The organism is Microcystis sp. M179S2, from assembly GCF_020245805.1.
GTDB lineage: Bacteria > Cyanobacteriota > Cyanobacteriia > Cyanobacteriales > Microcystaceae > Microcystis > Microcystis aeruginosa.
In genome coordinates, this window is record NZ_JADBUE010000207.1 from 1 (window position 1) to 11516 (window position 11516).

The 11516-nt window shown below is 41.5% G+C and carries 13 protein-coding genes and 1 pseudogene; 8 read left to right on the forward strand and 6 right to left on the reverse strand.

Annotated elements, in window-relative coordinates; genetic code table 11:
- The 5 genes from IM500_RS12775 to IM500_RS12795 form a co-directional block, all read right to left on the reverse strand.
- On the reverse strand, positions 1–110 hold a 110-nt coding region (locus tag IM500_RS12775), incomplete at its 3' end, for a helix-turn-helix domain-containing protein (RefSeq protein WP_287738602.1).
- Positions 111–290: 180 nt separating this feature from the next.
- On the reverse strand, positions 291–2480 hold the full coding sequence (locus IM500_RS12780; protein WP_147071071.1) for a coiled-coil domain-containing protein: 2190 nt from the start codon (positions 2478–2480) through the stop codon (positions 291–293).
- 32 nt (positions 2481–2512) lie between these two features.
- Positions 2513–2986 (reverse strand): hypothetical protein, encoded by a 474-nt coding sequence (locus IM500_RS12785; RefSeq protein ID WP_190723198.1) that lies wholly within the window; start codon positions 2984–2986, stop codon positions 2513–2515.
- A gap of 354 nt (positions 2987–3340) precedes the next feature.
- Positions 3341–4651, reverse strand: a complete 1311-nt coding sequence (locus IM500_RS12790; RefSeq protein ID WP_190723197.1) for a mechanosensitive ion channel family protein — start codon at positions 4649–4651, stop codon at positions 3341–3343.
- A gap of 2 nt (positions 4652–4653) precedes the next feature.
- A complete protein-coding gene (locus tag IM500_RS12795) occupies positions 4654–5946 on the reverse strand; it encodes a sugar ABC transporter substrate-binding protein (protein ID WP_190723196.1) in 1293 nt (430 codons plus the stop codon).
- Between the two features lie 192 nt (positions 5947–6138).
- Between IM500_RS12795 and IM500_RS24495 the strand changes: the two are divergent.
- The 8 genes and pseudogenes from IM500_RS24495 to IM500_RS12830 form a co-directional block, all read left to right on the forward strand.
- Positions 6139–6228: pseudogene (locus tag IM500_RS24495) on the forward strand (type II toxin-antitoxin system HicB family antitoxin); the annotation flags it as partial.
- A gap of 364 nt (positions 6229–6592) precedes the next feature.
- Positions 6593–6889 (forward strand): DUF4926 domain-containing protein, encoded by a 297-nt coding sequence (locus tag IM500_RS12800; protein WP_061432032.1) that lies wholly within the window; start codon positions 6593–6595, stop codon positions 6887–6889.
- Positions 6890–7022: 133 nt separating this feature from the next.
- Positions 7023–7274, forward strand: coding sequence for a type II toxin-antitoxin system Phd/YefM family antitoxin (locus tag IM500_RS12805; protein WP_041804225.1), 252 nt, complete (start codon positions 7023–7025; stop codon positions 7272–7274).
- Positions 7271–7528 carry a type II toxin-antitoxin system mRNA interferase toxin, RelE/StbE family gene (locus IM500_RS12810; RefSeq protein WP_002745103.1) on the forward strand — a complete coding sequence of 86 codons (258 nt, stop codon included), beginning with the start codon at positions 7271–7273 and terminating at the stop codon, positions 7526–7528. The genes IM500_RS12805 and IM500_RS12810 overlap by 4 nt, the downstream gene beginning before the upstream one ends.
- Before the next feature lie 151 nt (positions 7529–7679).
- Positions 7680–7889, forward strand: a complete 210-nt coding sequence (locus tag IM500_RS12815) for a type II toxin-antitoxin system HicB family antitoxin (RefSeq protein ID WP_190721418.1) — start codon at positions 7680–7682, stop codon at positions 7887–7889.
- Positions 7890–7936: 47 nt separating this feature from the next.
- A complete protein-coding gene (locus IM500_RS12820; protein ID WP_190721416.1) occupies positions 7937–8173 on the forward strand; it encodes a type II toxin-antitoxin system HicB family antitoxin in 237 nt (78 codons plus the stop codon).
- Positions 8166–8339, forward strand: coding sequence for a type II toxin-antitoxin system HicA family toxin (locus IM500_RS12825; RefSeq protein WP_190721414.1), 174 nt, complete (start codon positions 8166–8168; stop codon positions 8337–8339). The genes IM500_RS12820 and IM500_RS12825 overlap by 8 nt, the downstream gene beginning before the upstream one ends.
- Positions 8340–8434: 95 nt before the next feature.
- Positions 8435–8707 (forward strand): type II toxin-antitoxin system HicB family antitoxin, encoded by a 273-nt coding sequence (locus tag IM500_RS12830; protein WP_190721412.1) that lies wholly within the window; start codon positions 8435–8437, stop codon positions 8705–8707.
- A 222-nt stretch (positions 8708–8929) separates the two neighbouring features.
- Here the strand turns inward: IM500_RS12830 and IM500_RS12835 are convergent, their stop codons facing one another.
- A complete protein-coding gene (locus IM500_RS12835) occupies positions 8930–10741 on the reverse strand; it encodes a proline--tRNA ligase (protein ID WP_190721411.1) in 1812 nt (603 codons plus the stop codon).
- Between the last annotated feature and the right edge of the window lie 775 nt (positions 10742–11516).

The window sequence follows — 11516 nt, forward strand, 5'->3', positions numbered from 1 at the left end:
CGTTCGTGGAGAGCTTTGTTGTAAACTAATCTTACACAGCCCAATGTGCGCCGCAATAGCGACTCTTGTGTTGGTGTGGGGTAAAATCGAAACGAATAGGCTTTTTCCATGTCTCACATTTTAGCATATATTTCGTAAACGCTGCTCATATTTAACAGTAAAGCCGTCGTAGAACGACGGGGTTTCAGACCCAAATTTTCGATGAGGGGAACCCCTGGGGCGAATTACTTGGGCCCTTTAAAAGCCCCGTCCCATCGCGCTAAGCGCGAGGGATGAATGCTGACACTAAGTTAAAAGTGAAAAGTGGCGGCGAGAAAGGGTCCGTTAAAGTTTTGCGTAAAACCGAACGCGTTATCGCCACTACCGTTTTTATACTCGATCCCGTAGAAACGATAGGCGAATTGCAGGGAAATTTGGCGATTCACCCAGCAATCGACTCCAAACAGGAGGTTCCAGCTTAGATCTGTATCGCCGGCCAGCCCGAAACCGGAAGCGTCTCCCCGAATCCAGAAAGTGATCGGATCGGACACCTGTACCCCAAATTTACCGCCGAGGAGCGGTTCAAACCAAGTTCTCCCCTGACTGAAGGTTTGTTGGAAAGTTTGGCTGAAGTTGACGAGGGGACTGGATAGTTGTACGGTAAGCGTTTGCTCGATATCGATACTAATACTATTGAGACGAAGGCCCGCATAGGGCTGGAACCAAATTAAGGGAAAAGAGCGATTAGAGGGTTTTTCGGGCAGTTCGTGGCTGATCGGAGCGCCGATATGGTAACTGACGGCGAAATCGTAGATGCCCTGATCGAATTGTAGGTTTGTTTCCGAATCCGCTTCGAGTTGCTGTAATTGGCGATTGTCGGCGAATTCTTGTACCTGTTGCATTGTTTGTTCTAGTTGTTCGAGCGATTCTCGGGCGTTCTGAATTTCTTGTTCGAGTCGTTGCAGGGGTTCGCTATCTTTTAACCCCCGTAACTCTTGGAGTTTCGCTTGCAGTTGTTGCAGGGGTTCGCTATCTTTTAACTGCTGTAGCTCCTGAACTTTTGCTTGCAATTGTTGGAGGATTTCGCTATCTTTAGTCTGCCGCAACTCCTCAATCTTCCCTTGTAGTTGTTGTAGGGGTTCCCTATCTTTTAGCTCCCGTAACTCTTGAATCTTCGCTTGCAGTTGTTGCAGGGGTTCGCTATCTTTTAACCCCCGCAATTCTTGAATTTTTTCCTGCCCTCTAGCCAGTGCTTCCTGTATTTGCGAGAGCTTTTCTTGAAAATCCTTTAAATTTCCTAGCCGATCGCTAAAGGCAGGATCGCGGGGTAATTCTGCTATTTTCTGCTCTAAATCCCGGAGATCTCGAATATCGATATTATCCCGAATCTCACCTATATCCACGTCGGGGAGAGTCTGAATTTTTACGACCATTTCTTGTAAAGTATTCTGGCGTTCGGCCAATTGTCCTTGAAGGCTGTCAAGAGCCTGTTTAAATTCGTTTAAGCGCTCGGCTTTTCGCTCGACCTCTTGCTGCACCTCCTGTCGAATTTCTGCGAGGGTCGTCTTCAGTTCCTGCGCCTGCTCGATTTTCGGAACGATCTCTTGCTGAAAACGTTGCCGAGCGTTATTGATCGCCGTTTCCAGTTCCTGTAACTGTTCCTCCCGAAGGGCGACTTCCTGCCGTATCTGATCGCGCACTTCTTCGGCCGCCGCTGGTAATTGGCTTAATTGTTCGGTTTTTAGGGCGATATCCTGTCGTAACGCTCGAATTTTGTCTCCTGCCTCTTGAAAGCTCCCCTCTTCTTTTAATCCTTGTATCCGATCGACCGACTGGGAGATGCCTTCGAGTCCATTGATCGCTTTTTGAATTCTCTGGCTGGCATCCCGACTCAGCAACCAATTCAAGGAGTCGATAAAATTCGGCTGTCGAACCCTTGTCTTCTGCCGGTCGATCACGTTTCTCAAGCTGGCGTAATAACCGTCGAAAATCAAACCGAAACGACCGTTCCAGGCTTCCACGCGCGCGCTACCGGTCACCCGGAGCGATTGTAACACTTCCCCGAGATCGAGATGATAGCTGACGGTACGTCCCCGGGCCGTTGCGGTTCCGTAGGTACTGATCGGAATGGTCGCGTAGGGCTGAAATTTAATCTGCCAACCTCGATCCTCTTGGCCCTGGGGAGCGGGATTTTCCGGTGCGATCGGGGTCGCAGCCGGGGTGGGTTCTGTGAGGGGAGAGGCTGGCAAAACGGGCGCTCCTACTCCCGCCAGCTCCTTGGCACAGGCACTGTCGGGTAATTCCTCGGTTCGGGTTTCCCCCTCGAATAGCAAGGGGGCGACCCTATTGGTCAAGGGGGTAAAACCCTCGCAGAAGGAAGGGGCAACGGTCACGGGAGCGATCGCTTTCCCGTCATCTATCGCTTCGGCAAGAACACTGGGGACGGGAAACGATAAACCGAACAAAGTCCAGATCAGCAGGCGGCATGGCGAGAATCCCATAATTTTTCACTCCTCACTATTAAAAAAACGATCTAGCGGTAGCAGCCGACAACGGTTACCGTGTAGGTCTTGCCGAAATGGTTGACACCACCGATAAAAAGATTGACTTGATAGGGTTCATCGTTGGGTTCCGGTGTGGCGGTAATAGTCAGGGGTTTACCCGGGTCGATCCGTACATCTTGTTGGTTAAAAAACTGTCCCGTGGTTTGATCGCTGTACTTGAGGTACATCTGGATATCGAAGGAACCACCCTCATCCGAGGATATAGTGGCCACGAATTTTTGCCAGCTGCGATCGCTCGGAACCGCCCAATCGGTATTCCAGTTATTGCGAGTGATATCGACACCGAACACACTGGGAACGGTCGGTTGAGAAACGGTCTTGGTTACTTGGTTTCCTTGACCACCGATCAAAGGTATCGGGACGCAGGTTTCTGAGGCACTAAGGGGCCAATTTAAGGCAAGGGCAAGCGATAAAGTGCCGAGCCAAGTAGGACGAAAAATCATGAGCAAAACCTCGATATTTTCCTGTTAAAATCGATAGATTAATCTGGGAGATTTTGATTCTAGATTATTGAGGATTTCTGAATATACTATCTCTACCATGATAGTATATTAAAATTGTTTTTATGTCAAGATATAAGCCATTAATAAAAAAAAACAATATAGCGTTTTTCAGTCTGCTGAGGTACAAAAGTTATGGGTTTTAGGCACTCATGCAAGAGGCAGAAGGCAAAAGGGAAGAAAAATAGGTGTACCTCACTAGCTTAGGAAACGCTATAAATACATACATTTAATAAGTGAAAGTGATATATTTTCAGATGAAAATAATCCGATAATATTTTTGACTGGGATAAATTGCTAATTATTGCGAATGTGAATATCTTGCTGCGGGAAGGGAATCTCGATACCCTGTTGAGTAAACCTATCAAGAATAACACAATTAATATCACTAATTACTCGCTTTTTCCTGTTGACATCATCCAACCAGAACTTTAATTCAAAGTTTAAACTAGAATGATCAAAATTCAGAAAAAAGGCTACTGGTTCGGGGTTTTTAAGTATGTGAAGATGTTGAGCGGCAATGTCTAGCAATAAATTCATCACCTGTTGGGCGTTAGAATTATAACCAACTCCGATAACAACTGAACAATAAATCAAGTTATCACTACCCGTGTAGGTGGTGACATCCTCAGTAAAAAACTTTTGATTGGGAATAATTTTTTCGGAATTGTCTGTAAGAATTTGCACTGTTGTCGCTCGAATACCTAGCTTTTTTACCTGAGAAGTCTGTCCTTCAATATTAATGATATCACCGGGTTTGAGAACTTTTTCAAATAATAGTAAAATACCGCTAATGAAATTACTTACCACTTGCTGCATACCGAAACCAATACCCACCGATAAACCGCCAGTAATTGCCGCTATTGCCGTTGCATTAACTCCCACATAACCCAAGATGATAATAAAACCTAAGACAATGAAAAAATAACGTCCTAACAGTAAAGTTGCTTCAATTTCACCGCGACTCGCTTGCTGATTTAAATTAGTAATGCTCAGAATTATACTCTCTATAAGAACAACAATAATTACCAGAAAATAGGGAGCTATTATCAAAATAAATATGCTTCTCAATGTGATCGGACTATTGAATAAATTGAAGGGAGATACTTGGGCAATTTCTTGAATATTATTGTAAACACCAATAATATTTCTCAGGAGGAATAATACCAATAAAGGTGCTAAAAGCCGACCATGATAATATTTAATTGTATTGACGGAAAACCTAGCGTATAATCCAGCTAATAAACAACGATAAATCAAATAAAAAAATATTAATTGTATGGATAAATTAATCATTCCTCTTGTCCAGTTTTGACTGAAAAAAATTAGATACTTTAAGTCAAGTAAAATTAGACTAATAACTGGAAAATTAAGAAAATGTATCAGGATAGCAAAATATTGACGGACGGTTAATTTTTGATCACTATGGATCAAACTGGTGACGGGAGTAAATCTTTTTTCTAAGTAAGACCATAACCATTTTGATAATAACCAAGCAAGAATTAAAGACAGAAAAATGATCGCTAATTGACTTTGAACATTCCTGCGTCCTAAAAATAATAATTGGTTAGCAATTATTTCCGAAAGAGAGGGGATATTGTTGTTCATAATTAATTTATTTTCCTGACTTCCTGATCGAGACCTGATTGAATATAAAGTGTCAGTTTTTGGGCTGCTGCTGAGGAAGATATTTCACCAGCGATCGCTCTTTCATACCAAAATTCTCCTTCTTCTAAAATTTTATTCAACTTTTCCCAATCATCCAGAGGTACTGCCACGGCATTTTGAGATTGTTGTAATAATACCGATTCGAGCGGTAGTAAATTTCCTTCGATCTGCACCCGTCGATTAGTGGGAATAAAACTTTCTGTTTGGATGATTGCTTGTAATTGTTGTTCGGGATTAGAGAGAAATTTTCCTAAAGCTAACCCCAAACTATTTTCATTATCACTATTATTGCGATTAAATACCATCACCCGTGTATAGAGAATTGGTGCTGCTTTACCCTGAGTTTCTTGGGGAAGTAAAGCGACTCTGAGATCATCTTGTAGGCTGTTTTTTAAATCGGCAATTTCCACAGAATTACACACATAATAGGTTAAGCGGCCTCTAGCAAAGGCATCATGAAGTAATTCCCGTTGACGATTGAGGATAAAATTAGGCTGTGACGAGGCAAATTTTAGCCATTCTAGCCATTTTGCCCAACCATCTAAGCGAGGTTGCAGCCGACCCTGATCATCCCACAAATAGCCGCCAAAAATTGCCATTCCCCAAAAAGTATCTTCAAAAGAGGACACCATCCCCACAGAATAGCCTTTGCGCGCACGTTCCACTAATCCCCCTAAACTGGTGGGAGGTTGCTTCAGCGCTGGATCGGGACTAACTTGTAATTTTTTTTGATTATAACACAGTACATTTGTACGGGAACCTAAGGGAATGCCATAGATTTTTCCTTGATAGCTAACTTGTTTCAGCGTCGGGGGATAATAAATAGATAAATCTAGATTGTTCTGGTCAATTTCCCCCAGTACTCCTTGGGATACTAATCTGGGTATATTTCTCGAAAAAATTAGAATAACACTCGCACCCAATCCGCTTTGAGATTGTTTAAAAAAACGTTCGGGTATCTCATCAACAGGAATAGCTTGTTCAAGAATTGTCACTTGCGGATTTAATTTTTCAAACTCTTGCAAACCGAGACCTACTACTTCAGTTAAATTGCCCTCTTCTGGATACCAAACCAAAAGGGTTCCTGGCCGTTGCTCCGATGATTGGTTAGGAAGATCACTAAAACAAGCATAAAGAAAAATTGGCATCAAGATAAAAAGCAATAGGAGCGATATAATTACCCTTATTTTTTTACTTCTCCAAGCAGTTTTAACTCTGAGCATTAGGGATTGCATCACTCGTGATCCTTCAAAAATATTGCCATAGATCCATAGTACATGAAAAGGTGACTAATAATCTTCATCAGAAAAATAACTAACATGATCTTTTGTCAAGAGCCACCAGTCTAGCAACAACCCCAGTTACTATCGGCTGCCATAATAGAATTAGTCCAAAACGCCCTGCAAGAACTACAAAATCTAGAGGAGGAAAACACCCTTGAAGTTCTAGATCTCCTTATCGAAGACTACACTGCACGAGGCAAATCTCTCCCACCTCTCCGGGCTATTTCCGCATAGCCCAAATATTCTCAGTTCAGTAATATCTCCTAGTATTTAACCGTTCATAGAACATTTTACACCATGATCTCGGAAAAGCCAAAATAAACTTCAAAAGAACCCAATGGAGTGGCAATAATTTGGGAAAATCACAGTTATATTCTCATCACTTAAGAAGAATGGGAATCCTTAGATGAAACTGCCGAACTCATGCAGCAATAAAGGAGATTGAACTTTACGTTATCCTGATATCGGGGGTTTCTTGGTTTAGACCTAGAAGCTATATTAGAGACAGTAGGCGATAGTCACTGATAACTGTTAACTGTTAACTGAAATAACAGCAGTACCTTCTAGTTTCAATCAATAAAAATTTAGGGTAATAAAAATGAGTAAGTTTAAATTATTTGATGATATTCAACTAACGGAAGATATTCCCTTAACCGATGGTGGAATTGCGCCTATCGGTACAGTTGGAGCAATTGTAGAAGTTCTGAAAAATGGGGAGGCTTACCTAGTAGAATTATTTGGGAATTGGGTTAAATATGATGAACAAGGAAATTTTGTCTCAACCACTCAAGCAGAAAAAGAAGCATTTATGGAGACAATTGGCGTAGAAATTGTTTATCCTAATCAATTAGTGTTAGCTGTTCCCGCTAAAGAGATTATGCAAGTTACGGCTTAGATCATTACTAAAGTTGTCATATCGCCTTCTTCTCGATCAGAACTGAAAAGCCCAAAATAAATAATGAAAACGTCAGCCAACAAGTAATTTTTGCTTTATTATGAGAGTAATTCCCAAAAACCTTAAGCGATTTATGTATCAAGTTACCGTTGATTACGCCAAAGCCAACCTAGAAGAACTCTGCGATCGCACTGAAAAAGAACCCGATGGAGTAGTGATCGTTCGTGAAAATCGCAGTTATATTCTCATCACTAAAGAAGAATGGGAATCCTTAGCTGAAACCAGCGAACTCATGCAAGATCCCAAACTATTACAACACATTGCATCAGCACGACGAGAATATGCCGCAGGAGAAACCCTCACAATGGAACAAGTATTTGGATGACAACCTACACAATTGTCTTTTCTAAACAAGCGCGAAAAGATACCGACGAACTCACCCAAAAACAAAAAGTCAAACTTCAAGAAATTTTAACTAACATAATTGCAATTAATCCCTATATTGGCAAATCCTTAAAAGGCGATTTAGAAGGCTTGTATTCCTATCGCCTAAATCGAAAAGATCGTCTGCTTTATGAAATTTATGAAGACGATAAAACTATTCTGATTATTCGTACAAAAACACACTATGGAGATTAGGTAATAGCGGTCATAACCACTGAATTCATCCCCGTTTATAATATAGCTTGATCCTGTTAGGCAAAAATAGTAGTGATGCCGATCACTACCAGGAAAAAGACGGAAGAAATGCACTTCAGGAACTAGCCAAATTAAATCAAGGAGACAACCCATGAATTATCACTATAGTATTTATATTCAATGGTCACAAGAAGACAACAAATTTATCGCCCATCTCCCTGAATTTGTCTCCTATGCTCATACTCACGGCGAAACCTACAATGAAGCGCTACAAAATGCCCTTGAAGTTCTAGATTTCCTTATCGAAGACTACACTGCACGAGACAAATCTCTCCCAATTTTTCAGGTTATTTCCCCATAGCTAAAATATACTCTATTACAATCAAAACGTATTTTATCTGAGCAATTATGGCTGAATTAAGTTCAAAAATTACCGCAATTATTTATTCTGGTGAACAACAAGGATATGTGGCCGAATGCGCGGAAATTTCGGTTGTTACCCAAGGAAATACCTTGGATGAGGTGGTTAATAATCTCAAAGAAGCTGTCTTATTACATTTAGAAGGAGAAGAGCCTAGTGAGTTTGGTCTAGTTGCCAAACCTTCTCTACAGATTACGGTTGAGTTACAGCCTGAATATGCCTAAACTGAAACAACTATCAGGCAAAGACGTGATCAAGATTCTCGCTCGATTTGGCTTTACTATTCACAGTCAACGAGGAAGTCACATTAAATTGCGTCGTGTTATCTCCCAGAGAAGAGAGACTTTAACTATTGCCAATCATCGAAAACTTGATCCTGGAACCTGTTAGGCAATTTTCAAATAAGCAAGTCAATATATTCTAGAATCAGAGCTTTATCCTTATTTCTATGATTTATAGAAAAAGTTAAGTGAAGCGGGGTTAAAATGATCGACAAATATCTAATTGTTCTCGAAAAAAGTGAAACGGGATTTTCCGCTTATTCACCCGATGTAGTAGGGTGTGTACCAACAGGGGCGACTTTAGAAGAAACAACGGAGCAAATGCGATCGGCTTTGGCTTTGCATTTGGCAGATGTTGAAAATTGGCCTCAACCGCGAGGAATTGATGCCTATCTAGAAGCTTTGCGAGATTCGGAAGGAGAAACATTTTTTCTGACTCATATTCCACTGGATCAAGTCTTAATTAGGGTCTGCTGAAAAAGTTTGTTGGTGGGGTTAGGAGCCGGTAGTCAGGAGTCGGTCGTCAGTACTATATGCTTGAGAAAATACAGCAAAAAATCGCCATCATTAAGGAGATTGAATTTGTTGATTGAGACTTGCTTTGAGAGAAATCGACATAAAGATAATATAGTAATCTCAAAAGCTCCTTTTTTAGAAGTTTTTCAAGAAATTAAGCAAATTATCTGTATATTTAATCACTTAATCAGAAGCATTTACCTTTGAAATAGCAGTTTTTAAATAGGAAACCACCTCATTAATTGCTACTTCTGACGCTTTTTTACTGGCTCTTTCGACTAATTCCACCTTACCCGATTTGAGAGATTTACCCGTGACAATGCGATAGGGAATCCCAATTAAATCCGCATCTTTGAACTTAACTCCCGCACGTTCATTCCGGTCATCTAAAAGGGTTTCAATGCCGGCTTGATTTAACTCATTGTATAAACTTTCGGCGGTTTTTACCTGCTCGGCATCAGCTAAATTAGGAATAACTACAATCCCTTGATAGGGGGCAATAGCTACTGGCCAAATAATGCCATCTTTATCGTAGGATTGTTCTACGGCTGCCTGGGCTAAACGCGATACTCCTATGCCATAACAACCCATACAAATGGGGGTAGATTCTCCCGCTTCATTAGTATAAAAAGCATTCATGGCTTGAGAATATTTATAGCCCAATTGGAAGATATGACCGACTTCAATTCCTCTAGCACTTTGCAAGGTTTGATCAGGATCGTGAATAGCTCGATCGCCTACCTGGGCTTTGCGTAGATCGACGATTAATTCTGGTAAGATAAAATCTTTACCCCAATTGGCCCCCACTACATGAAACCCGGTTTCATTTGCACCGGTGATCAAGTTTTCTAAGTCTGTCACCGTGTTGTCTGCTATGCGTAAAAACTTAGGAGCTATATCGCTGGCTTTTTTGAGCAAATTATCTTCTAAGTCGGGAGCAATATAACCCAAAGGTAAAGGTTTAGTTGCCCATTTCTGTTGCGCGGCAGCATCGGGTATTTTTAAAGCCAAAATTGTTTTAGCATTGTAACGGCTCGCCTGTCTAACTAATTCATTTTGTAGTTTAACTTCGTTAACCTCTTGATCTCCCCGAATGCTCACCAAAACTAAAACAGTTATGCCGCTATCATAAACCACTTCGTAGAGAACATTTTTGACGATAGCGGTGGCAGAACAATCGAGAAATTTAGCTAAACTTTCGATAGTGTTGGTGTTAGGAGTCTCTTTTTTAGCAAACTTTTTAAAGGGAGAAGCCACTTTATCTGCCGGCAAAGAAACGGCTTTTTCCACATTAGCCGCATACTTTTCATCGGCGGTAAATAAAACCTCATCTTCTCCGGCATCAGCTAAGACCATAAATTCTTGGGATGCGGAACCGCCAATCGCTCCAGAATCGGCTTCTACTGCCCGAAAAGCTAACCCACAACGGCGGAAAATATTGCGGTAAGCTATATCCATCGCTTGATAGGTTTTCTTTAAACATTCCTCGTCGAGATTGAAAGAATAGGCATCTTTCATAATAAATTCTCGTCCCCGCATTAAACCAAAACGAGGGCGAATTTCATCGCGAAATTTAGTTTGAATCTGATATAAATTAACCGGTAATTGTCGATAGGAACGAATTAAATCACGAGCGACGGCAGTAATTACTTCTTCGTGAGTCGGTCCTAATCCTAACTCCCGGTTTTGCCGGTCCGTCAGGGCAAACATAATCCCTTCTGCTTTTGTGTAGGTGTCCCAACGGCCTGATTCTTGCCAGAGTTCCGCCGGTTGCAGTTGGGGAAGTAAACATTCTTGGGCGCCGGCTTTATTCATTTCTTCCCGGACTATCTGGGAGACTTTCTGCAAAACCCGCCACATCAGGGGTAAATAGGCGTAAATACCGCTGCCAATGCGACGAATGTAACCGGCACGCACCAAGCATTTATGACTGGGGATTTCCGCCTCGGCCGGATCTTCCCGGAGAGTGACAAAAAGCTGTTGAGAGAGTCGCATCCTATCGATATCCTTTTGAACAGAAGACTTTCTATTATCTCATCAAAGGAGAGCGACTGCAATGATCAATTACTTGTGTTGACAAACAATAACAGCGATCAGTTTACCGATTCTCAGGTATTTCCCCTCACAACTTGAGACTGGTTGGAGACGCATTGGACTCTAGTTCCAATTGCCTAACTCCCTTGTTCTCTACTCTAGGAAATATGAGCGTTCAGGTTGATCGCTGTTATCGTCGTTATCGAGACAGAATGTAACTTTAACAGGGTTTACTCCTTTGTGAACTTGACCTTTATAACCTTGCCAGTCGATCTGTCAGGGAAGCTTTTTTCTTTAGCTTCAATTATTAATATAACATCGGATCGGAGCTAGAAGTCTTTCTCTTAATCAAAGTTTACATTGCCAGCATCAAGGAAAAGCCTCGATGTTTTGACGCTTAACCGACCATAACTCCCTTCTGTCAAAGTGGGTGAGGTAATAGTTAGTAAAAGTATAGTCAAATATAGACAGACTGAATTCCATTTCAGAAATTCCTTTCACTTTTACTTCGAGAGATTGATTCTCCTTGGGTGAACTACGCACCTCTCTATCCCATAGCGGTTAAACGCATTTGGGAATGCTTTTCGTAAAATATTGTAGGAACCTATGACATCAGATTGAACCAGAATCCCCTTATTGGGACTTAAACAAATTTCAAGCCCAAATAAAGCCTAAACTGGCTTTGTAAGCGGCAAACACATCCCGATTCTCGGTCAGCCACTCAAAGAAACGGAAA

What these genes read in the sequence shown, in the direction of transcription:
- IM500_RS12780 (WP_147071071.1), bottom strand. Translation starts at nt 2,480, where the DNA reads ATGGGATTCTCGCCATGCCGCCTGCTGATCTGGACTTTGTTCGGTTTA.
- IM500_RS12785 (WP_190723198.1), bottom strand. Translation starts at nt 2,986, where the DNA reads ATGATTTTTCGTCCTACTTGGCTCGGCACTTTATCGCTTGCCCTTGCC.
- IM500_RS12790 (WP_190723197.1), bottom strand. Translation starts at nt 4,651, where the DNA reads ATGAACAACAATATCCCCTCTCTTTCGGAAATAATTGCTAACCAATTA.
- IM500_RS12795 (WP_190723196.1), bottom strand. Translation starts at nt 5,946, where the DNA reads ATGCAATCCCTAATGCTCAGAGTTAAAACTGCTTGGAGAAGTAAAAAA.
- IM500_RS12800 (WP_061432032.1), top strand. Translation starts at nt 6,593, where the DNA reads ATGAGTAAGTTTAAATTATTTGATGATATTCAACTAACGGAAGATATT.
- IM500_RS12805 (WP_041804225.1), top strand. Translation starts at nt 7,023, where the DNA reads ATGTATCAAGTTACCGTTGATTACGCCAAAGCCAACCTAGAAGAACTC.
- IM500_RS12810 (WP_002745103.1), top strand. Translation starts at nt 7,271, where the DNA reads ATGACAACCTACACAATTGTCTTTTCTAAACAAGCGCGAAAAGATACC.
- IM500_RS12815 (WP_190721418.1), top strand. Translation starts at nt 7,680, where the DNA reads ATGAATTATCACTATAGTATTTATATTCAATGGTCACAAGAAGACAAC.
- IM500_RS12820 (WP_190721416.1), top strand. Translation starts at nt 7,937, where the DNA reads ATGGCTGAATTAAGTTCAAAAATTACCGCAATTATTTATTCTGGTGAA.
- IM500_RS12825 (WP_190721414.1), top strand. Translation starts at nt 8,166, where the DNA reads ATGCCTAAACTGAAACAACTATCAGGCAAAGACGTGATCAAGATTCTC.
- IM500_RS12830 (WP_190721412.1), top strand. Translation starts at nt 8,435, where the DNA reads ATGATCGACAAATATCTAATTGTTCTCGAAAAAAGTGAAACGGGATTT.
- IM500_RS12835 (WP_190721411.1), bottom strand. Translation starts at nt 10,741, where the DNA reads ATGCGACTCTCTCAACAGCTTTTTGTCACTCTCCGGGAAGATCCGGCC.